This is a genomic window from Methylocella silvestris (genome assembly GCF_002891535.1).
Taxonomy (GTDB): Bacteria; Pseudomonadota; Alphaproteobacteria; order Rhizobiales; family Beijerinckiaceae; genus Methylocapsa; species Methylocapsa silvestris_A.
In genome coordinates this window covers 529,142-551,183 of the sequence record NZ_PDZR01000001.1, presented here as the reverse complement: position 1 = coordinate 551,183, position 22,042 = coordinate 529,142, and the positions used below count along the sequence as shown (strand labels likewise).

The 22,042-nt window shown below is 63.0% G+C and carries 20 protein-coding genes and 1 pseudogene; 10 read left to right on the top strand and 11 right to left on the bottom strand.

All coding sequences use genetic code 11. From position 1 onward, the window contains the following. Positions 1-43 precede the first annotated feature (43 nt). The gene (locus tag CR492_RS02605) at positions 44-793 is read left to right on the top strand and encodes an electron transfer flavoprotein subunit beta/FixA family protein (protein WP_102842117.1); all 750 of its coding nucleotides are present in this window, start codon (positions 44-46) and stop codon (positions 791-793) included. A gap of 1 nt (position 794) precedes the next feature. Next, on the top strand, positions 795-1,733 hold the full coding sequence (locus tag CR492_RS02600) for an electron transfer flavoprotein subunit alpha/FixB family protein (protein WP_102842116.1): 939 nt from the start codon (positions 795-797) through the stop codon (positions 1,731-1,733). Positions 1,734-1,923: 190 nt separating this feature from the next. Here the strand turns inward: CR492_RS02600 and CR492_RS02595 are convergent, their stop codons facing one another. From CR492_RS02595 to CR492_RS02585, 3 genes are all read right to left on the bottom strand, one after another. Continuing rightward, entirely contained in the window at positions 1,924-2,415 is a 492-nt protein-coding gene (locus tag CR492_RS02595) for a ferritin-like domain-containing protein (protein ID WP_102842115.1), read from the bottom strand. A gap of 78 nt (positions 2,416-2,493) precedes the next feature. Further along, positions 2,494-2,862 carry a 2Fe-2S iron-sulfur cluster-binding protein gene (locus tag CR492_RS02590; protein ID WP_102842114.1) on the bottom strand — a complete coding sequence of 123 codons (369 nt, stop codon included), beginning with the start codon at positions 2,860-2,862 and terminating at the stop codon, positions 2,494-2,496. Between the two features lie 347 nt (positions 2,863-3,209). Then, positions 3,210-4,328: an NAD(P)/FAD-dependent oxidoreductase gene (locus CR492_RS02585; protein WP_102842352.1), complete on the bottom strand. Its 1,119-nt coding sequence runs from the start codon at positions 4,326-4,328 to the stop codon at positions 3,210-3,212. Positions 4,329-4,528: 200 nt separating this feature from the next. On the opposite strand from CR492_RS02585, the gene CR492_RS02580 reads away from it, so the two are divergent. Beyond that, the gene (locus tag CR492_RS02580; protein WP_102842113.1) at positions 4,529-5,272 is read left to right on the top strand and encodes an SDR family oxidoreductase; all 744 of its coding nucleotides are present in this window, start codon (positions 4,529-4,531) and stop codon (positions 5,270-5,272) included. 38 nt (positions 5,273-5,310) lie between these two features. Here CR492_RS02580 and nirD read toward each other — a convergent pair whose 3' ends face one another. From nirD to CR492_RS02540, 8 genes are all read right to left on the bottom strand, one after another. Next, positions 5,311-5,634, bottom strand: coding sequence for a nitrite reductase small subunit NirD (gene nirD, locus CR492_RS02575; protein WP_102842112.1), 324 nt, complete (start codon positions 5,632-5,634; stop codon positions 5,311-5,313). A gap of 1 nt (position 5,635) precedes the next feature. Next, positions 5,636-8,077: a nitrite reductase large subunit NirB gene (gene nirB, locus CR492_RS02570; RefSeq protein ID WP_102842111.1), complete on the bottom strand. Its 2,442-nt coding sequence runs from the start codon at positions 8,075-8,077 to the stop codon at positions 5,636-5,638. Positions 8,078-8,106: 29 nt separating this feature from the next. After that, positions 8,107-8,457, bottom strand: a complete 351-nt coding sequence (locus CR492_RS02565) for a molybdopterin oxidoreductase (RefSeq protein ID WP_102842110.1) — start codon at positions 8,455-8,457, stop codon at positions 8,107-8,109. Positions 8,458-8,468: 11 nt separating this feature from the next. Further along, positions 8,469-10,595, bottom strand: coding sequence for a molybdopterin oxidoreductase family protein (locus tag CR492_RS02560; RefSeq protein ID WP_102842109.1), 2,127 nt, complete (start codon positions 10,593-10,595; stop codon positions 8,469-8,471). Positions 10,596-10,600: 5 nt separating this feature from the next. Continuing rightward, the gene (locus CR492_RS02555) at positions 10,601-11,815 is read right to left on the bottom strand and encodes a nitrate/nitrite transporter (RefSeq protein ID WP_102842108.1); all 1,215 of its coding nucleotides are present in this window, start codon (positions 11,813-11,815) and stop codon (positions 10,601-10,603) included. Between the two features lie 114 nt (positions 11,816-11,929). Beyond that, positions 11,930-12,832 (bottom strand): uroporphyrinogen-III C-methyltransferase, encoded by a 903-nt coding sequence (gene cobA / locus CR492_RS02550; RefSeq protein ID WP_102842107.1) that lies wholly within the window; start codon positions 12,830-12,832, stop codon positions 11,930-11,932. Positions 12,833-13,129: 297 nt separating this feature from the next. Then, complete coding sequence (locus tag CR492_RS02545) at positions 13,130-14,326, bottom strand: CmpA/NrtA family ABC transporter substrate-binding protein (protein WP_210200229.1); 1,197 nt, start codon at positions 14,324-14,326, stop codon at positions 13,130-13,132. A 27-nt stretch (positions 14,327-14,353) separates the two neighbouring features. Beyond that, on the bottom strand, positions 14,354-14,941 hold the full coding sequence (locus CR492_RS02540; RefSeq protein WP_102842351.1) for an ANTAR domain-containing response regulator: 588 nt from the start codon (positions 14,939-14,941) through the stop codon (positions 14,354-14,356). Between the two features lie 202 nt (positions 14,942-15,143). Between CR492_RS02540 and CR492_RS02535 the strand changes: the two are divergent. The 7 genes and pseudogenes from CR492_RS02535 to CR492_RS02505 all read left to right on the top strand — a co-directional run. Next, positions 15,144-16,586, top strand: a pseudogene (locus tag CR492_RS02535) (heavy metal translocating P-type ATPase); the annotation flags it as partial. 137 nt (positions 16,587-16,723) lie between these two features. Continuing rightward, the gene (locus CR492_RS02530; RefSeq protein ID WP_102842105.1) at positions 16,724-18,172 is read left to right on the top strand and encodes a sigma-54 dependent transcriptional regulator; all 1,449 of its coding nucleotides are present in this window, start codon (positions 16,724-16,726) and stop codon (positions 18,170-18,172) included. Positions 18,173-18,181: 9 nt separating this feature from the next. Next, on the top strand, positions 18,182-18,424 hold the full coding sequence (locus tag CR492_RS02525; RefSeq protein ID WP_102842104.1) for a hypothetical protein: 243 nt from the start codon (positions 18,182-18,184) through the stop codon (positions 18,422-18,424). Between the two features lie 227 nt (positions 18,425-18,651). Beyond that, positions 18,652-19,614 (top strand): hydrogenase, encoded by a 963-nt coding sequence (locus CR492_RS02520; RefSeq protein ID WP_102842103.1) that lies wholly within the window; start codon positions 18,652-18,654, stop codon positions 19,612-19,614. A gap of 60 nt (positions 19,615-19,674) precedes the next feature. Further along, the gene (locus CR492_RS02515; protein WP_102842350.1) at positions 19,675-21,273 is read left to right on the top strand and encodes a nickel-dependent hydrogenase large subunit; all 1,599 of its coding nucleotides are present in this window, start codon (positions 19,675-19,677) and stop codon (positions 21,271-21,273) included. Between the two features lie 89 nt (positions 21,274-21,362). After that, positions 21,363-21,677, top strand: coding sequence for a hypothetical protein (locus tag CR492_RS02510; protein ID WP_102842102.1), 315 nt, complete (start codon positions 21,363-21,365; stop codon positions 21,675-21,677). 39 nt (positions 21,678-21,716) lie between these two features. Then, positions 21,717-22,040 (top strand): hypothetical protein, encoded by a 324-nt coding sequence (locus CR492_RS02505; protein ID WP_102842101.1) that lies wholly within the window; start codon positions 21,717-21,719, stop codon positions 22,038-22,040. Positions 22,041-22,042: the final 2 nt, after the last annotated feature.

Genomic DNA, 22,042 nt, shown 5'->3' with positions numbered 1-22,042 from the left:
TGTTCCGCTGCGCGCAAAATTCCAGGAAAGGTTACGCATCGCGATGAAAGCCCTCGTGGCGGTGAAGCGGGTCATCGACTACAACGTCAAGATCCGCGTGAAAGCCGACAATTCCGGCGTCGAGACGGCGAATGTAAAATTCTCGGCGAACCCCTTCGACGAAATCGCCGTCGAAGAAGCGGTGCGGCTGAAGGAGTCCGGCAGCGTCTCGGAGATCATTGTGGTCACGATCGGCCCGGCGGCGGCGCAGGACGTACTGCGGTCCGCGCTCGCGATTGGCGCCGACCGCGCGATCCTTATCGAGACCGGCGAGGAAATTCAGCCGCTGGCTGTCGCCAAGATCCTCAAGGCGCTGTGCGAGCGGGAGGCGCCGCAGATCGCAATTCTCGGCAAGCAGGCGATTGACGATGATTCAAACCAGACCGGACAGGCGCTCGCCGCCTTGCTGGGCTGGCCGCAGGGAACCTTCGCCTCAAAGCTCGTGATCGCCAACGGACGCGCCGAGGTGACGCGGGAAATTGACGGCGGGCTGGAGACGCTGTCGCTGACGCTTCCGGCCGTCGTCACGACAGACCTTCGCCTCAACGAGCCGCGCTATGCCAGCCTTCCCAACATCATGAAGGCAAAGAAAAAGCCGCTCGACATCATTCCCGCGGCGACGCTCGGCCTCGATCTTGCGCCGCGCCTTGCGACCTTGCGGGTTGAGGCGCCGCCGAAACGCAGCGCCGGAATTAGGGTGAAAACCGTCGCCGAACTCGTCGACAAATTGAAGACCGAAGCGAAGGTGATCTGATATGGCCGCACTGGTGCTCGCCGAACATGACGGCCGCCATCTCAAAGCCGCGACGCGCAGCGCCGTCGCGGCGGCCCTGCGCCTCGGCGGCGAGGCTCATCTTCTCGTCGCCGGGCAGGATGTGCGCGGCGTCGCCGAAGACGCCGCCGCCGTCGCTGGCGTCACGAAAGTGCTGCTCGCGGACGATCCGCTCTACGCTCATCCCCTGGCGGAGACGCTGGCTCCTCTTGTGATCGGACTTTCCGCGGACTATGCCGCGATCGTCGCCGCCGCCACAACATTCGGAAAGAATGTCCTGCCGCGCGTGGCCGCCAAATGTGACGTGCAGCAAATTTCGGAGATCGTTGCGGTCGTCTCGCCTGATACGTTCGTGCGCCCGATCTACGCCGGCAACGCCCTCGCCACGGTCCAGTCAAAAGACGCCTTGAAGGTCATCACCGTCAGGGCGACCGCTTTCGAGCCCGCTGCGTCCGCCGGCGGCGCCGCGCCGATCGTGACGACGCCCGCCATGCCTGCGGCGGCGGATGCGAGCTTCCTGCGCGACGAGCTCACCAAATCGGAGCGTCCGGAACTGACCTCCGCGCGCGTCGTTATTTCGGGCGGCAGGGGCATGCAAAACGGCGATAATTTCAAGCTGATCGAGCCAATCGCGCAATCCCTTGGCGCGGCGATCGGCGCCAGCCGCGCCGCCGTTGACGCCGGCTTCGTATCGAACGATCTGCAGGTTGGCCAGACCGGCAAGATCGTAGCGCCCGATCTTTATATTGCAGTCGGCATATCAGGAGCCATACAGCACCTTGCCGGCATGGGAGAGTCGAAAGTCATCGTCGCGATCAACAAGGACGAAAGCGCGCCGATCTTCGATGTCGCCGATTATGGCCTCGTCGCGGATCTGTTTCAGGCGCTGCCCGAGCTCGCAGCCGCCCTGAAATCTGGATGATAAAGAGCGCCCTATAGAGCAGGATGCGTTCATACTGAATCGCATCCTGCTCATTAAGCATCTGTTTTGACCCATGTCCCGTTCAGATGGAATATCTGGACGATGAGGACGTGCTCCAACTTATGGATATGGGGCGATTTCTTATCGATCACATGTTTCCATGTGATCGGAAAGCGCTCTGGCGGCAGCTTCAGAAAACGCGCAAACGATCAACAGGCAGGGGTCCGCCAGCCTTGTGCGCGGCGATCCATTTGTTGATCTCGGCGACGTGCAGGGTTTCCTCCTCGACAAACTCCTTGGCGAGAACGCGGACCTCTGAATCGTCCGTTGTTCGGTAGATCTTGGTGTAATAATCGAGGCTCGCCTGTTCCGCGTCACGCGCGATCTCCAGCGCCTGCTCGCGGCCAATAAAGGGATCGGCGGCCCAGATCGCCGCCGATTCCGGACTCTCGAAATCGGGCCACGCGAATTCGTTCGGCCTCATGTCCGGGATGTCGCGAAAGCCCGACCGCGCCTTTGCGTCGGCAAGGTGCAGCCTTGAGTAATCGGAGAGGCGCCGGAACAGCTTGCCGACATCGCCATTGCCACAGCTTTGCATGACATCCGCAAGCTCGCCAAATCGAATCGCCGCCTCTTCCTCCAGCTTGACAGCATAAGCAAGAAACTCTTCGACGGTGTGCATGTAAATGCCCCTTTGCGTTACGCGACGCGCGGTTTTGTGTTCATCCTGCGTGGCGAGGCGACTTGACGCCCCGCAATTTCAGGCTCCGGCGGGTTCGCCGGTGAAATGGATGACGATTTCTTCTTCCCGCACGATAAACTGACAGGCGAGGCGATAGGGCGGCGCAATATCATTGGTCTCGGCGTCGCGGATCTGCTCCACCGTGATTTTGCCAAGCTCGCGAAGCTTGATCTTTTCCTTCTCCGTCAGCGCGATCGCCATTTTCGGCTTGCCGTCGACATATTTGACTTCAATCAGGCAGGAGCCGCATTCGCCATCCCGGCAATCATGCGGGATCTTGACGCCCTGCGCGAGTGCGACGCTGAGCACCGTACTGGTGTCGCCAGCAGTCGCGTAGGCCCGCACGTCCCGATGCAGCGTTTCCGAAGTAAAGGTTACAACCGGCATAATTTGATCCCCATCTTGCAAGCATCGCCTGATTTGTAACGGCGTTTTCTGCTTGTCTGTCAGTTTTCCAACATTTCATCATCCGCTTTGTCAGGAAAAATGACCCGTCTGCGGACCGTTTTACAACAAAGCAGCCTGTCCGATTTGACGGCGTTGCCAACTCAGCAAGCAGTATGCCATTTGATCTGCCTCAACTCGGCAGTCAATGCGTGGAATTAATAAGGAATTCCCGAATAATCTGCGGCGCCCTGAGCGACATTGTTCTGGCGCAATCGATCGCGTCGTTGATTGAAAAATTCGTTCAGGGCGCCAGTTCGGACAAGAACAATGCAGCATCGCCCGTCAGCTCAAGCTGCGCCGCGCTCCGGGTCCAGAAGCCGGGCGACATGATCGGCGATCGCCAGCGCCGCGGTGAGGCCAGGCGATTCCACGCCAAACAAATTGACGAGCCCGCGAACGCCGTGCTCGCGCGGGCCGCTTATGAGAAAATCCCGCGCCGGCGCGCCTTTCGGCGCCAATTTGGGCCTGACGCCGCAATAGGCGGGCTCCAGCGCCCCGTCCTGCAAGCCAGGCCAATAGCGCCGGATCGCGTCATAAAAGCCGTCCGCGCGATCCGGATCGACCGTGTAGCTCTCCTGAGCGATCCATTCGACGTCGGGGCCAAAGCGCATCTGATGCGCAAGATCGAAGGTGAGATGCACGCCAAGGCCTCCCGGAACGGGCACGGGATAAATCAGCTGGGCAAATTGCGGCCGCTGCCCCGAAAGAGCGAAATAATTGCCCTTGGCGAGATAGGTTTCGGGAATATGGGCAGCGTCCAATCCCTCGAAGCGGCGCGCCAGCGCCGACGTGCCGAGGCCAGCCGAATTCACCACCCAGCGCGAATTGAGGCGCATCGGATCGGCGCCGCCGATCTCAAGTTCGATCCCCTCGTCCCGCAGGCGACCGCCCATGGCCGGACTCTCCAGCGCGAGGACGCCTCCATGCGCCTCCAACTCCGCCTGAAGCGCGAGCATGAACCCGTGGCTGTCGACTATGCCGGTCAAGGGCGAAAACAGGGCGCCGACGCAGGCGAGTTCCGGGTTAAGCCGCCGCGCTTCTTCAGGCGCCAAATGCGTCAGTTCCACGCCGTTCAACGCGGCCTGCTTCTGAATGGCGCCGAGCGCGCCGGCCTCCGCCTCATTGGTCGCCACGATCAGTTTGCCGCAAGGCTCAAACGCCACGCCGTGCGAGCGACAATAGGCATAAAGCGCCTGTCGGCCGGCGACGCAGAGTTTCGCCTTCAGGCTACCCGGCGGATAATAGATTCCGGCGTGAATGACCTCGCTGTTGCGCGAGGAGTTGCCGGTCCCGGTCCCGCGGGCAGCTTCGACGACAATGACCTCTCGCCCGCCCATCGCGAGAACGCGCGCAATCGCAAGGCCGACAACTCCGGCGCCGATGACGACGCAGTCAACGGTTTCCACGGCGACAGGCTCCTGCAAACTGGGTGAGGCGGCAAGGATCCGGCGGCACGACGCACCTTTCGAGGGAATAATTCGGCTAGTTTGGCGCATTCCGGTCGACAAGAATACTCTTGGCGCCGCGCCGAGGGTCCCCGGCGGACATCGTGCTCCCAGCACGCTAGCCAGCGTGGACGTCCCGCGCGAAATGGAAGAGAACCGATATGACCGACAGCAGCAGCAACAAAATCGCGATCGTGACGGGCGCCTCACGCGGCATTGGCGCAGCAGTGGCGGCGCGGCTCGCCGCCGACGGCTTCGCCGTCGTCGTGAACTATTCCAGCGACTCCGCGCCAGCAGAAGCGCTAACCCGCGAAATCGAAGCCAGGGGCGGCCGGGCTCTAAGCGCCAGAGCCGACGTCAGCGACGCGCAAGCCGTGCGCGGCATGTTCGACGCCGCCGAGGCGGCCTTCGGCGGCGTCGACGTGCTCGTCAACAACGCCGGAATCATGGCGCTCGCCGCCATCGCCGATACGGATGACGCCAGCTTCGAGCGCCAGATGAACGTCAATCTCAAAGGTACGTTCAATACGCTGCGCGAGGCGTCGCGGCGGCTGCGCGACGGCGGCCGCATCATCAATTTATCGTCGAGCGTCGTCGGCTTGCTGCAGCCCACCTATGGCGTCTATGCGGCCACGAAAGCGGCCGTCGAAGCAATGACGAGCGTCCTCGCCAAGGAGTTGCGCGGCCGCTCCATCACCGTCAACGCCGTGGCGCCTGGTCCGACCGCCACCGACCTTTTCCTGAACGGCAAGCCGGAAGAACTCGTCGAACGCCTGGCGAAGCTCGCGCCGCTCGAAAGGCTTGGCCAACCGGCCGACATCGCAGCGGCGGTCGCCTTTCTCGCGGGGCCCGACGGCGCCTGGATCAATGGCCAGACATTGCGCGCCAATGGCGGAATTATCTGAACGCTCGGCCGTTGCCGGCGCCGAGATCCTCAAAGCCGCTAAGTCGCCGGTTCGAGCTCCATCGCGATGCGTCCATCCTCCGTCAAACTGACGGGATAGATTTGGATATCGGTACAATCGCCGCTCAGATTCTGTCCGGTGCGAAGGTCGAACAGGCGATCATGCAGCGGACATAGAATCGTCGCGCCGCCGATGAGCCCGTCAGCCAGCGGCCCCATCTTGTGCGGACAGCCGGGTTGCGTTGCATACACTTCGCCGGCATGGGTGTGATAGACGGCGATCTCCCTGTCGCGCACCATGAAATTTCGCGCCTCGCCTTTGGGGATCTGATCGAGGCTGCCGATCAAGATTTTTGTGGTCATGTTAAACCTCCGCCGTTTCGATCACCGAAGCAAATTGATTTGCGGTTTTTGGCGCGAGCGCCTCTTTCCATGGATCATAGGCCGCGTCGACGGAGGCCTGCATCGCTACGTCGAGGGCGTCGGCAATTCCGTCGCTGTCGTCGACGATGACGGCGCGGATTCGTTCGATCCCGATCCTCGGCACGAAGTCATAGGTGCGCTCGCGCCATTTGGCGTTCTCGCGATAATATTGCATGAAGCGGCCGCCGAGAGCGATGGCGTCTTCCTCGCTATCGACCGTGCACATGAGATCGCCCTTGCGCACATGCGCGCCGCCGGCGCCGCCAATGTAGATTTCCCATTTGCCATCGCCGACGGCGACAAATCCAACGTCCTTGATCAGGGCTTCGGAACAGTTGCGCGGGCATCCGGTCGTTGCGAGTTTCAGCTTCGCCGGGCTGTCGATGCCGCGAAAGCGCTTCTCGATCTTGGCCGCGAGCCCCATGCTGTCGCCAAGACCGAAGCGGCAGAACTCCGTGCCGATGCAGCTTTTGCAGGTCCGGTAGCTCTTGCCCCAGGCGGAGCCCGCCGGCATGCCAAGATCGCTCCAGACGCCTGGCAGCTGGTCCTTCGGAATGCCGACAAGATCGATGCGCTGACCGCCGGTCAACTTCACCAGCGGAACATTATATTTCACGGCGACTGAGGCGATCCGCATCAATTCGTCCGGCGTGCAGACCCCGCCCGGCATTTCCGGCACAACAGAGAAGGTGCCGTCCTTCTGGATGTTGCCGTGAACGCGATCATTGATGAAGCGGGCGTCGCGCTCGTCTTCATATTCATCGGCCCAGATCGTCGCCAGCAGCGAGGCGAGCGCCGGCTTGCTCGCGGCGTCTTCGACGCCGCCGGCCAGCGCCTGGAAAATGGAGGACACTGATTTCAGCCCTTGTTCGCGCGCGGCCGCGATCAGCTGAGGCTTGGTCAGCGGAACGCAGGGAACATAATAATGGACGGACGGATCTTCTTCGACCTCGCCGCCGCAGAACCATTCGACCACTTCGCCGACGAGACTTTTGCAGGAGCCGCAGCCCTTGCCTGCTCGCGTTGCGTCCATGACCGCTTTGGTGGTTTTCGCGCCGCTGGCGACGCAGGCGCCGATGGCCGATTTGGTGACGCCGTTGCAATTGCACACCTGCATGTCGGCCGGCATTTCATCGATCGTCACCTTTTGACTTGGCGCGCCGAAATCGAACAGCAGAGACAGGCGCTCCTCCGGCAACGGCGAGTCGCGATCGAAGGCCTGCATCAGAAAGGCGGCCTTCGAAATATCGCCCATCAATATGCCGCCGACGAGCCGTCCGTCGCGCACAATCAGTTTTTTATAGGTGCCCTTTTTGGGCTCGCTAAATTGAATGAGCTCGTCGCCCTCAAGCGGCTCGGTGATGCCCATCGAGGCGAGTTCGACGCCCATGACCTTCAGCTTGGTGGCGAGCTTCGAGCCATGATAGGCGGCGTCGAGATTGCGTTGCGTGATATGGTCGGCGAAGACTTTTCCCTGATCCCACAGCGGCGCGACGAGGCCGTAAACCTTGCCGCGATGCTGCGCGCATTCGCCGACGACATAGACGTCGGGATCGTCGATCGCGCGCATATGATTATCGACGACAATCGCGCGCTCCACCGTGAGGCCCGCGCTGCGGCCGATTTCCGCGTTGGGACGGATGCCGGCGGCGACCACCAGCATGTCGCATTCGATCGTCGAACCATCCTTAAAGGCGAGCCCGCTCACATGCTCTTCGCCGAGCACTTCGGTCGTGCTTTTTTCAAGATGCACGTTGACGCCCATCTTCTCCATGCTCGCCTTGAGCAAGGCGCCGCCTGGCGTGTCGAGCTGCATCTCCATGAGGTGTTTGGCGAGATGAACGACATGCACTTCGCAGCCATGGTTGAGGAGGCCGCGCGCGGCCTCGAGCCCAAGCAGACCACCGCCGATGACCGCGGCGCGCGTACTTTTTTGCGCCTGCGCGACAATGCCATTGCAATCGTCGATGTTGCGGAAGCCGAACACGCCCGACTTCAGCTTCTGGTCCGGCCCGAAGACGCCCGGAATAGGCGGGATGAAGGCGCGGCTGCCCGTCGCGATCAATAATTTATCGTAAGGCTCCTCGACCCCGGCCTCCGAAGTAACGATGCGCGCGGCGCGGTCGATCTTGACCACGGGCGAGCCGGCATGCAGCGTTATATTGTTTTCGGCATACCAATCGAGCGGATTGATGAAAATCTCGCTCGCGTCCTGCGCGCCGCTGAGGATATTCGAGAGCAAAATCCGGTTGTAATTGCCATAGGGCTCGTCGCCGAACATAACGATGTCGAACTGGTCGGCGCCGCCGCGGCTCAAGACTTCCTCGACCGCTCTCGCGCCCGCCATGCCATTTCCGACAACTACGAGCTTCCGTTTTGTCATGGGGTTATCCTCTCTTTTGCGCGGCGCGGTCAGATCTCGACAAAGCCGACGTCAAGGACGATCGATCCGGCGATGTCGGCCGGCGCGCCGACGAACACATCGAGCTTTGTCGAAGGCTCGAGGTCTTCGGTGACGGCGAGGGAAACATGGATCCCGGAAGCGGCGCCAACCGGAAAATAACGCATCGGCGCGCCGTCCTTCATGATGATGACATAGATCATGTCATCGGATGAATTGCCGGCGCGAAAATAGGTCAGCTGGCTTCGCCTGTCTGGCGGCACGCAATAGGAAAGTTTGTCGCTCAGCAGCAGAGGTTTTTCATAACCGGCGCCTTCAAAAGAATAGACGCCGTTGAGAAACTTTGGAATCGACTCGCGCATAATGCTTCCTCTCAGTTGTTGGATACAGGGTTGAGGGGTCGGGCCGCATCGGCGCCGACTTTCTCGATCCGGACGGCGCAGATCTTGAATTCGGGTATTTTCGACACAGGATCGAAGACGGCGTTGGTCAATGCGTTGACCGAGCTCGCCCCCCAGTGAAACGGAACGAACAGCGTATCGAAGCGAGTGTCGGACGTGAGCCGCGCCTTGAAGACGACGCAGCCGCGGCGCGTCGTCAGCGCGACGAGATCGCCGTCGCCGACGCCAAGCGTTCTTGCTGTCTCGGAGTGAATCTCGACGAAGGGTTCGGGTGAGGCGTCACGCAATTCATCGACGCGGCGCGTTTGCGCGCCCGAATTATAATGCTGCAGCACCCGGCCGGTCGTCAGCAGATAGGGAAAGCCCGCATCAGGACTTTCGGCCGACAGCCTGTGCTCGACAGCGTGAAACCGCGCCCTGCCGTCCTCGGTCGCGAAGCGTTCAAGAAACATCCGTGGCGTGCCGGGATGGCCGGGCGAAGGACAGGGCCAGAAGACGCCATCCTCGGCGTCGATCCGTTCATAGGTGACGCCGGCGTAATCGGCGACGCCGCCGCTGCTCGCGCGCCCCAATTCATCAAATGTCGCACGGGCATCGGGCGAAAAATGGCGTCCTTTGCCAAGACGGTCGGCCAGCCCCTTCAGAATCTCGTTGTCGGTTCTGACGCCGTCCGGCGGCGCCCTCACCCGGCGGCGCAACAGAATGCGCCCTTCGAGATTGGTCATGGTGCCTTCCTCTTCGGCCCATTGGGCGACCGGAAGCACGACGTCGGCGAGCGCCGCCGTTTCCGACAGAAACAGGTCGGCGACGACAAGAAGATCAAGCCGCTCAAGCCGCTCGACGAGTCGGGACGAATCCGGCGCGGCGACGACAATATTGGAGCCCATCACCAAAAGCGCCTCAAGGCCGCCCGGCTCTCCAACCGCGTTCAAAAGCTCGACGGCGGAAAGGCCGGCCTTTGGCAGCTCCGCTACGTCGACGCCCCAGACCGCGGCGATCTCGTTGCGATGCTGCGGATTGTCGATCCGGCGATAGCCTGGAAGCTGGTCGGCCTTCTGGCCGTGCTCCCGCCCGCCCTGCCCATTGCCCTGACCGGTCAGGGCGGCGTAGCCGCAATGGGGCTTGCCGGCTTTTCCCAGCGCCAGCATAAAATTGATGAAAGCCAGCACATTGTTGACGCCCTGGCTCTGCTGCTCGGGGCCGCGACCGGTCAACAGCATGGCGGTTTCCGCCTCGCCGATCATATGCGCCGCCTGCTCGATCTGCCGCGCCGGCACGCCGGTGATGCGCTCGACCCGGTCGGGCCAGTAGCGTGAGGCCATGCGCCGCGCCGCCTCAAATCCGCTCGTGCGCGTCTCGATAAAATCGCGATCGATCAGCCGGTGCTGGATCGCCACATGCAACAACCCATTGGCGAGCGCGGCGTCGGTTCCGGGCGTCAGCTGCAAATGCAGGCTGGCGCGTTTCGCCGTTTCCGAACGACGCGGATCGACGACGATCAGCGCCCCGCCCGCCTCGCGCTGCGCATCGAAATATTGCATCATCACCGGCAGGGTTTCGGCCGGATTGCCGCCAATCGCCAGGATCGCCTGCGTCCTGCCGATATCCTCCATCGGAAACGGCATGCCGCGATCGAGGCCAAACGCCCTCTGGCCGGCCGCGGCGGCCGAAGCCATGCAGAAACGACCATTGTAGTCGATATTGGCCGTCCCAAGCCCGATGCGGGCAAACTTGCCGAGCATATAGGCTTTTTCATTGGTGAGGCCGCCCCCGCCGAAAACCCCGATCGCGTCCGGCCCGGAGCGCGCCGAAATCTCCCCGAGTTTTGCGGCGACATGATCCAGCGCTTCATCCCACGACACCGGCCGAAGCTTGCCGCCCTTGTGATCGCGCAGGAGCGGCGTGCGCAGACGATCGGGGGCGTCAAGCAGCGCCGCAGCGGTCCAGCCCTTGCGGCAAAGTCCGCCCCGGTTGGTTGGAAAGTCGCGCGAGGCCACAGCCCAATGCTCGCCGTCATTGACGAGCGCCATGCCGCATTGCATGGCGCAATAAGGGCAATGGGTGAGCACCGTTGTAGCCTTCGGCGTGGCCTCGTACATTCGCGTCAAATCCGCGCAACGCCCATGCCCGCCGCGCCCCATGTGGTGCGCCAGCGACGCTTGATGCTGGTAAGTCCGATCAGCGCCGAGACGGCGAGAACGGCGAAGACAAGCAGGCCAAGCTGATAGGTTCCGGTGAATTGCTTCGAATAGCCAAGACTCGAGGCGAGATAGAATCCGCCCACGCCGCCGGTCATGCCGACAAGCCCGGTCATGACGCCGATTTCATTCCGGAAACGTTGCGGCACAAGCTGAAACACCGCGCCATTGCCCATGCCAAGCGCCAGCATGGCGACGACGAAGACGGCGAGCGCCGCGCCCATCTGCGGCAGCCGGAAGCTGACGATCGTCAGCGCCGCGGCCGCGACGCAATACATGATCGTCAATGCGCGAACACCGCCGGTGCGATCGGCAAGCGCGCCGCCGATCGGCCGCACCAGCGATCCGGCGAAGACGCAGGCCGCCGTCGCGTAGCCGGCCGCTACGGGGCTCAGCCCATATTCGCTGTTGAAGTAGATCGTCAGCGATGACGCAAGACCGGAGAAGCCGCCGAAGGTCACGAAATAGAAGAACATGAACCACCAGGCGTCGGGCAGTTTAAGCACCGCCGCATAGTCAGCGAAGGACTTCGGCGCAGGCTGGTTCGGGGCGTCCTTGGCGAGAAACAGATAAACGACGAGCGCGATAGCGACCGGAATGGCGGCGAGGCCGATGACGTTGATCCAGCCAAAATGAGCGGCGAGCGTCGGCGCAAACAGGGCCGCGAGGACCGTGCCGGAATTACCGGCCCCAGCGATGCCGAGCGCGACGCCCTGATATTGCGGCGGGTACCAGCGCGAGGCGAGCGGCAGGGCGACGGCGAAGGATGCGCCGGCGACGCCGAGCACGACGCCAAGAGCCAGAATGCCGCCAAAGCTTGAAATCCCCAACGACCAGGCCACGATCAATCCGACGATGACGATGACCTGGCCTATCAGGCCAGTGAGCTTTGGCTTGATGCGATCGACCAGCACGCCCATGACGACGCGCAGCAGCGCGCCGGCAAGGATCGGAATCGCGACCATGAGCCCTTTCTGACCGGCGTTGAGCCCGAGATCACCGGCGATCTGCACCCCGAGCGGCCCCAGCAGCACCCACACCATGAACGCCATGTCGAAATAGAAAAAGGCGGCGAAAAGCGTCGGGGGGTGTCCCGCCTTCAAGAATTCCTTACCGATCATGCCGTTGTCTCCATTGAGCGATATTAGTCATTGTCTGTTGCTGACGGCTCTTGCCCGCGCGTGATTGAGGTTGCGTCTCGCGTAGCCGGATTGTCGCCCGCGAGACTTCTTCCTCTATCCACGTATCGCGGCGCGCGCCTCTGAATGCGGATGAGCGGCGATCGACGCCGCAGCTGTCGCGTCGCCGACGATAATGATGAGAGGGACGCCTGGCGGAAACCGATCGACTGCGGGCTGTAGTTCGCAGAGGCAGGCGCGCAGCCGCATTTGTGTTGGACGGCTGACGTCGCTCATCAGCAGGACAGGCGTGCGCGCGCCCAGCCCATGCGCCATGAGCCTTCCGGCGATCAGCGCGGCGGCCTCGCGCGCCATGTAAAAGACGGTTGTCGCCTTGTCGTCGGCAAGGCTCCGCCAATCGAGCGCGAGCTCCTCGCCGGCGCGCGCATGCGCCGTGGCGAATTGCACGCGGCGCGCCTGCCCGCGTGTCGTCAAAGAGATGCCGGCGGCGGCCGCGGCGGCTGAGGCGGCGGTTACGCCAGGAATGATTTCAAAGGGTACGCCGGCCGCCTCGAGCGCGGCGATCTCCTCGCCGAGCCGCGCGAAGATCAGCGGATCGCCGCCCTTGAGCCGAATGAGCCTTCGCCCCGGACGCGCGAGGCGCACAAGCATGCGGTTGATATCGCTCTGGGCGATACAGGGCGCGCCGGCGCGTTTTCCGACCGCGATGCGCTTTGCGCCGCGTTTGATCAAACCGAGCACATCATCGCTGACGAGCGCGTCATAGAGCACGACGTCGGCGCCGCCGAGCAGCTTCAGCGCCCGTACGGTCAGAAGATCGGGATCGCCCGGGCCTGCGCCAACGAAGAAAACCGATGGCGTTGTGGCCTCGGGCCCGACGCCTTCGGGCTCAAGGGTCGTAGAGACAAGCTCGCGCGACGCATCATCCGAACGAATCGGCGGAGAAAAAAACAGCGTAGGGCTGACGTCGGCGTGCGCCGAGTCTCGCGGAAGCTTCATTGGGAGTTCGCTCGTTGCTGCCGCGCCAAAGCGCTGCCGGACATCATCCGGAACGAACCGCCGTTGGCCCGCGAAAATATTCGAGGACGAGAATTTCGCCCGCTATGAAAACGCGCCCCTCTTTGGACGATTCTCAACCGCGCAGAACAGGCGTGGCTAACATACCATGCAACTCGGAGGCCAACCGGCGCGGAGCCGCTACAGATGAGTGATAAATCCATATGCGGCATGACGCGGACGCTGTGACTGCTTAATGGCGCCGCACCATCTGGTCAAAAATTGCGCGCACAGCGTCAATCAGGGCGCCGGATCGAATATGGCCCCATCGCAAAAAAGATCGGCGCTCATCGCAATCGGCGCGGGAGCAGCGTCCAGCAACCAAGGGGCGGCGTGGGCGCCTTCCTCCTTGGCGTCGACAAGCGGCGTCGGAATTTCAAGCGGCTTCACGGCGGATCTGTAAAGATCGGGGCGATAAACCCGCGCGGCCAACGCCGGAAGATCGAGGCCGGTCTCGATCAATCCCCAGCGCGTCATCTCGCGCAGAAACCACAACGCATGCGACCGCCAGGGAAAGGTCGCGGCATTGCCATAGAAACTCGACAGATTGTCCCGCGCGATGCCGCCGCCGGGCAGCGAGGGCAAAATCGCATGACTGTCGACATTCAGATATTTCCGCCGGGACAGAAGCGAGGCCGTATAGGATGCGTTTTCCGGCGCGTCGCAGAATTGCGCCGCACGGACCAGCGCGCGGATGGCTCCGCCCAAAGCATCGGGGCGCTGATCGATCCAGCGCTCGCGGATGGCGAAGGCCTTCTCCGGCGCGTTTTGCCAAATATCCCGTGACGTCGCGATGGTGACGCCAACCCCCGCGCGCGCCGCGATTTCGCCCCACGGCGCGCCGGCGCAAAAGCCCACAATCTGGCGCGACCGCAAGGCCTCGACGGCAAGCGCCGGCGGCACGACGGCGAGGCTCGCCTCGCGCCCGATATCAACGCCGGCCGTCGCCAGCCAATAGCGCATCAGGAGATTATGCGTCGAATAGGCGTGCACCACGCCGAAGGGCGGCGCCGGCGCGCTCTGCGCGCGCAGCCAGACGGCAAGCGCATCAGCCGTCGATCGGCGATCACGCCTGATGATGGCGCGAACCGCCGCGGCCACATCCCCCGCGAGCGTAATCGTATTGCCGCCGAGGCTGATCGCGTTGGGAACGATCAGAGGCTGCGGGACGCCCCGAAGCCCGAGTTCGACGGCGAAGGCCAGCGGCGGCACGATCACCGCGGCGTCAAGAAATCCATAAGCCAGCTTGTCGGCAATATTCGCCCAGGACGGCTCGGGCGCGAGTTCAGCGTCAATGCCCTCTTCGGCGAAATAGCCGAACTCCTGCGCGACGATCAGCGGCGCGGCGTCGGTCAGTTGCAGAAAGCCGATCCGCATCCGCGCCGGGCCGGCGCCGCGCGCAGCCATCGGCGCAGCATCTGTCGCGCTCCGGCTCATTGAATGGAACTCCACGCCGCAGACAGGTCATTTGCGGCGCGCATCGGCTTCTTCCTTCTTTACGAACGCGGCGGCGACCAGAAACAATTTGCTGTTCTCGTTCATCGCCTTGCGTTGCAGCCAGCGATAGGCCTCGGGCTCGGTCATCTTCCGATCTCGCATCAGCGCCGCCTTGGCCCGTTCGATGAGCCGGCGCTCGTCAAGTTGCGCTTTGGCGGCGGCAAGTTCGCTTTCGACATGCCGGTAGCGCTGGAACAGGGCGATCGCCGACGCGACAATTGGCTTCACCTCCCGGTTTGCGACGCCGGACAGATTGTAGGAGCAAACCCCCGCCGCGATCGCCTCGCCGACAAACGCCGGATCGTCCTCATCGGAAAACATGACGATCGGACGCGGTGCATTGGCGGAGAGATGGCGAAGATCCTCAAGGGCGTCGCGGTCCGGCAAGGCCATGTCGATAATGATGAGATCGGGCGACAATCGCTCGACCGCCGCAATCAAGTCGCCCCCGCTCGGCGCCCGCGCGACATCGACGAAGCCCGCTTCGGAGAATTTCCGCTCCAAAGCCTCCGCCCGCTCGGAATCGGTGTCGATGAGCAGAATTTTCAAGGACATGATCCGAGTTTTGCGCGAAAAGCCGGTGTTTTGCAAAGCGGGACCTGAGGCTCCGGCGCCCGCCGACAAAAGCTGCCGTTGAAGTCTCGGCTCATCTTCGTCGCCGGACCGGCCCGCATTGCGCAAGCTCAACGACAAGTTTCAAATAGCGTTGTTTTGCTGGGACAGGCTGCCGTTTTTTCGGCGCGGCAAGGAGTCTGGCATGTTCAATGAACGGCTGGCCCGGCGCGCTCTGATCGGGGTCGCCTTGCTCGGATTGGCCGGAGGCCTTGCCGCCGCCTTCCTCGACCGGGGCGGGCTCGCGCACTGGATTTGGGCGGCCGGCGCAATTCCGGTGGCGGCCAGTCTCGCCGTCTCGATTGTTCGGGACTTGCGCGCCGGCCGCGCCGGGGTCGATTCGGTTGCATTCATCTCCATGACGGCGGCGCTCGCGCTCGGCGAGCCGCTGGCCGCGGCGGTCGTCGCGGTCATGTATGCCGGCGGCAGCGTGTTGGAGGATTTCGCGGTCGGGCGCGCCGAGCGGGAGTTGAAATCGCTGGTCGACCGCGCGCCGCGCATCGCCCATCGCCGCGTGGCGGACGCCGTCGCGGACGCGCCGATTGATGAGGTCGCGATTGGAGACCGGCTGCTTGTGCGCGCCGGCGAGATCGTCCCGGTCGACGGCTTGATCATGAGCGAAAGCGTATCGATCGACGAATCAGCGCTGACGGGCGAGCCGATGCCCGTTTTGCGCCACGCCGGCGAAGCGGCGCGCAGCGGCACGGTCAACGCCGGAGAGACTTTTGAGATGGAGGCCTCGGCGACGGCGGGCGCAAGCGCATACGCCGCCATCATCGGTCTCGTCACGGCGGCGCAAACCGCCAAAGCGCCCTTCATCCGGGTCGCGGATCGCTTCGCCCTGCTTCTTTTGCCTGCTGCGCTCGCGCTGGCGGGCGCCGCCTGGGGCTTTTCGCACGATCCCATCCGCGCGCTTGCCGTCCTCGTCGCGGCGACGCCCTGCCCTTTGATTCTCGCCGCGCCCGTCGCCTTCATCGCCGGAACCTCTCGCGCGGCGCGCCGCGGCATTCTGATCAAGGGCGGCGGCCCGCTGGAGGCGCTGGCGCGCGCTCATACCGTCATGTTCGACAAGACCGGCACCTTGACGGTCGGCGGCGCGCGGCTGGTTTCGATCGAAGCGGCTCCGGGCGCAAACGCCGATGAAGCGCTACGCCTTGCAGCCTCTCTCGAACAGGCCTCGCACCATGTCGTCGCCGCCGCCATCGTCGCGGCGGCGCTGGAAAAGGGCCTGGCCTTGCAAATCCCCACATCCGTCCGCGAGACCATGGGATCGGGACTTCAAGGCGTGATCGAGGGGCGAACGATCTGCGCCGGCTCCTATTCGCTCGTGTCCGGCGGAGGCCGGCCGGGGGATTGGGCGGCGCGCGCGCTGCGGCGCGCCTCCTGGCGCTCCGCCCTCAGCGTTTTTATCGCCGTGGATGGGCAAGTCGTTGCAGCTTTGCTGCTGGCGGATGAGTTGCGGCCGGAGGCGCCGCGGGCGATCGCCGCCCTTCGCGCCGGCGGCGTCAGGCGGATCGTCATGCTCACAGGCGACCGCAGGGATGCCGCCGAGACGATCGGCGCGGCGCTTGACCTTGACGCCGTCCTTGTCGTCGCCGATTGGGACGCCGACGTCGCGCTGCGCGCGGCCGGAAATGGCGCGAAACGCGACGCATAGGCGCCTGCCCGATTGAAGTGGCTCCCGCATCTTGCTAACCAAGTAAGCAAACTGGAAGGCGCCATTGCATGGATGAGCCCGGCACAGTCGTCATCATTTCGCGGCCCGGCGGCGACTGGGCGTCCTCGCTCGAGGTGCTCTGCGAGCGCTATGCCTATCGCGTCGTGCTCGCCGGCTCGCCCGCGGAAGCGTTGACGACGCTGTCCTCGATTCACGTCGATCTCGCCATCGCCGAGGATAATGACAACGAAAGCGGCGGCCTCGATTTCCTCACCGGCCTGCGCGTCTCCCACCCCGACATCATCCGCGTCTACGTAACGCCGAAATCGGGATCGATTTCGGAGCAGGCGCTGGCGAAGGCGGCGATCTTTCAGTTCCTGCTGAAGCCGCTCGACGCCGCGCAGCTTGGCCTCGTCGTCGAGCGCGCGCTCGAGACTCGCGAACTCGCCCGCCGCCACCGCATTCTGTCGCGCGAGTTCAAGATATCGGGCGGCGCATTGATGTTCGCCGAGCGCAAGACCGCTTTGTTCCGGCCGGAAAGCCAGCGCTTCGAGAAGCTCGTCTATGTCAGCGAACAAATGGCCGAGATGTGTGATCTGGCGCGACAAGCGGCGCGAACCGAATTGCCCATCCTCATCCAGGGCGAGACAGGCACGGGAAAAGAATTGCTGGCGCGCGCAATCCACTATAATTCACTGCGCCGCGCGAGCCCGCTTCTGGTGCAAAATTGCGGCGGCATGCCGGATGAACTGCTGCAATCGGAATTGTTCGGGCATAAGCGCGGGGCTTTCACCGGCGCTATTTCCGATCGGCTCGGCCTGTTCCGGGCTGCCGATGGCGGCACGGTGTTTCTCGACGAGATTTCGGAGGTCTCGCCCTCGTTCCAGGTCAGCCTGCTGCGGTTCCTGCAGGAGGGAGAGGTGAAGCCGCTCGGCTCCGACAAGGTGCTCCATTGCGACGTCCGCATCATTGCGGCCTCGAACCGGCCGCTCAAGGCGCTGGTCGAGCGCCGCGAATTCCGCCAGGATCTTTATTTCCGGCTGAAGGGCTTCGAGTTCGAAGTTCCGCCTCTGCGCGCAAGGCCAATCGACATTGCGCCGCTCGCCGAGTTTTTCGCCGCCAAACACGCCGACGCGCTCGGCCGGAAAATCCTCGGCGTCAGCGCCAGCGTCATCGACAAATTAAGCAATGGCGAGTTTCCCGGCAATGTGCGCGAACTGGAAAACGAGATTCGGCGCATGGTGGCGCTGGCCCGGGACGGCGAATATCTCACCACCCGAAACATGTCGCCGGCCTTGCTGGCCGCGGCTCCGCGTGAGCGGCCAGGCGCCGCCGGCGGCTTCCAGCCCGAGGGCGTGACGCTCAAGGACCAGGTCGAAAGCCTGGAGAAACAGATCGTCGGCCGCGCGCTCGCCCGCAACCACTGGAACCAGAGCCGCGCCGCGACCGAGCTCGGCTTGTCTCGGGTCGGCCTCGCCAATAAGATCAAGCGGTACAATCTTGTTCCAAGCGGTTGAGTTGAAGCGATGCGCGACGGCGACGAATCCAAGGCGACCCCCGACGCAAGCGTGCTCCGTTTCCCGCAGTCGCGCACATCGCCATCGGGCGCCGGCAAGCCGACGAAATTTCTCGGCCTCGGCGCGATGGCGAAGATCCTCGGCGTTCCGGAGCAACAGGCGACCGGCCATTGGTGCAGCCGCTGCCGCGGCGTCTGGTACGGCTATCTTCTCGAAGTGACTTGCCCGGCATGCGGAAATCGCCACGGCTAGGCGCGCAACAGGCCAGCCAAATCGAGCCCGAAACTTTCTTTTCACCTGCATACAAAGTATACGCAAAGACGCGACAGTAATATTGCGGCGCAGCATCTCCACATTTGAGCAAATCATTGTAAAACAATAGAAGTTTCCTGTCATCAGAAGATGGCGCCACGATTGCGTCCTGGCTTCCAAAGCGCGCCGCACACAAGAATTGCGGCGCCCATCGGGAGGAGGACTTCATGGCCAATCTGTTGTGGCTCCAGGGCGGAGCCTGTTCCGGCAACACGATGTCGTTCCTGAACGCAGAGGAGCCAAGCGCCTGCGACCTCGTCACGGATTTCGGCGTCAACGTCCTGTGGCACCCTTCCCTCGGCATGGAGCTCGGCGACAATCTGAAGAAACTCCTGCGGGCGCTTACGTCGGGCGAAATAGCGCTCGACATTTTTGTATTTGAAGGGACCGTCGTCAACGCGCCGGACGGGACCGGCGAATGGAACCGTTTTGCCGGCCGGCCCATGAAGGACTGGGTCGCCGACCTCGCCAAGGTCGCGAGCTTTACCGTCGCGATCGGCGATTGCGCGACATGGGGCGGCATTCCGGCGACAGCGCCCAATCCGTCGGAGAGCCAGGGACTCCAGTTTCTCAAGCGCGCCCATGGCGGTTTTCTCGGCAAGGACTACAAGTCCAAGGCCGGCCTGCCCGTTATCAACATCCCCGGTTGCCCCGCGCATCCCGACTGGATCACGCAGATCGTCGTCGCGGTCGCCACCGGCCGCGGCGGCGACCTGACGCTCGACGAATTTCAGCGTCCCAAGACCTTCTTTACCTCGTTCACCCAGACCGGCTGCACGCGCAACATGCATTTCGCCTACAAGGTGTCGGCGACCGAATTCGGCCAGCGCAAGGGTTGCCTCTTCTACGATCTCGGCTGCCGCGGGCCGATGACTCATTCGCCGTGCAACCGCATCCTGTGGAACCGGCAATCATCGAAAACCCGCGCCGGCATGCCGTGCCTTGGCTGCACAGAGCCCGAGTTCCCCTTCTTCGAACTCGCGCCTGGCACTGTGTTCAAGACGCAGACGGTGATGGGCGTGCCAAAGGACATGCCGAGCGGCGTCGACAAGACCGGCTATGTCAAGCTGACCGCAGCCGCCAAGGCCGCCTCGCCGCGTTGGGCCGAGGAAGACATCTTCGTCGTCTGAGCCCGCCACCAAGATCATCGCCGTCGCGAACCAAACTCATTGCAGAAAGGTCATGAGGCCATGCCCGCCGCTGTACAGACACTCGATATCTCTCCGGTTGGCCGCGTCGAAGGCGACCTCGACGTTCGCGTCGACGTTCAGGACGGCGTCGTCGTCAACGCCTGGACCCAGGCCGAACTCTTCCGCGGCTTTGAGGTCATCCTGCGCAACAAGGATCCGCAGGCCGGGCTGATCGTCACGCCGCGCGCCTGCGGCATTTGCGGCGCCTCGCATCTCACCTGCGCGGCCTGGGCGCTTGACACGGCGTGGGGAACGACCGTGCCGCGCAACGCCATCCTTGCGCGCAACCTTGGCCAGGTGGTCGAAAGCATACAGAGCTTGCCGCGACACCACTATGGGCTCTTCATGATCGACTACACCAACAAGAATTATGCGAAGTCGAAATTTTATGAGGAAGCCGTCCGGCGCTGGGCGCCCTTTACCGGAACCAACTACGAAATCGGCGTGACGATTTCCGGTCGTCCGGTCGAAATCTACGCCTTGCTTGGCGGTCAATGGCCGCATTCGAGCTATATGGTGCCCGGCGGCGTGATGTGCGCCCCGACTCTTACCGACGTGACCCGCTCCTGGGGCATTCTCGAACATTTCCGGCGCAATTGGATCGAGCCGATATGGCTTGGCTGTTCTCTGGAGCGTTACGAGGAGATCAAGTCGCTTGACGATTTCAAGGCTTGGCTCGACGAGCGTCCGGAACACGCCAACTCCGATCTCGGCATGTTCTGGCGCATGAGCGAGGATATTGGCCTCGACAAATACGGACAGGGGCACGGCCGCTTCGTCAGCTGGGGCTACCTGCCGCACGAAGACAAATACAACAAGCCCACCATCGAAGGCCGCAACGCGTCCTTGTTCATGAAGAGCGGCGTCTATGACTCCAGGACCGACGCGCATCAATTGATGGATCAGTCCTTCACGCGCGAAGACACAATGCGCGCCTGGTACGACGAACCCAGCGGAAAACATCCGTTCGACCGCACAACCACCCCGACCCGCAAGAATACGGTTGACATGGAAGGCAAATATTCCTGGTCGACGGCGGTGCGCCATGAGCAGGCGGGCCGATTGGAGGCGGGCCCCCTCGCTCGTCAATTGATCGCGGGCGGCCCGCATGGCGAGTCGTGGCAGCATTACGATCCGCTTGTGCTCGATATGTACAAGAAACTTGGCGGCGCGAGCGTGATGCTTCGCCATTTCGCGCGCATGCATGAATGCGTGAAACTGTACCGCCGCGCCGAATATTATCTGAAGGAATTCAGACTGAACGATCCCTGGTATATCAAGCCGACGGAGCGCGACGGGCGCGGCTGGGGCGCGACGGAAGCGATCCGCGGCGCGCTTTGCCACTGGATCGAGATCGAAGGGGGCAAGATCAAGAATTATCAGATCATCGCCCCGACGACGTGGAACGTGGGTCCACGGTCGGACGACGGCGGGCGCGGCCCGATGGAGGAGGCGCTGATCGGCGCGCCGATCGCCGATCCGAGCGATCCCGTCGAGATCGGCCATGTCTGCCGGTCCTATGATTCGTGCCTCGTTTGCACGGTGCATGCCCACGACGCCAAAACGGGAAAAGAGCTCGCGCGTTTCAGAACGGCTTGATCGAAGAGGCTTGTCGTTGGACATTCATAGCTAGATATCCAGGGGCGGTTGGGGCCGCGCTCCGACGCGAACCCGGACGAGGCGGCGTAATGAATAGCGAGCAGCAACGCGCTCAGCTCAAGAAAATAGCTGGCCTGATGCGGAACGGGTTGAAGACGCAGACCGAGCCCTTTCCGGAGACGGAAAGGGAGTTCGCGGCAATTCTGGATCAGCTGCGCGCGCTCGATCCGGAAAATATCGAGGCCAAGCTGGTGATCAGCGGCTTTGTCGATCACCCTTACGGCCCCGACAAGCAGCGCTGCATGGAGTGCATGTATTATCTCGTGCATCGGGAATGGTGCGACCTCCCCGAACTTGCGGTGCCGGTCGACGCGGACTGGTGGTGCCGGTTGTGGCGAATCTGAGAAGAAAATTGGCTTTAAGCGGCGGCTGACGGAGGCGACATGAGTCAAGCTGCGACATTGGACGTCGAAGTCCTGGAGCGCATTCGCTCCCTGCTGGCGGGCGGGCTCGAGACCGAGGTTTTTCCGCGCGCCGACACACAGGAGATGACGCGCGACATCATCAACAGGCTCGCGGCCGCCGGGGACGATCTCGAAGCAAAGCTGACGATCTCAGGCTTCACGCTCCAGCCCATCGAATACGGCGGTCTCGAGCAGGCTTGCGAGACCTGCATGTATTATCTCGTCCACCGCCATTTCTGCGAGCTTCCCGAGCTTGCCGTACCCGTCGAGCCGCAATGGTCGTGCCGGCTCTGGCGGATCTGAGG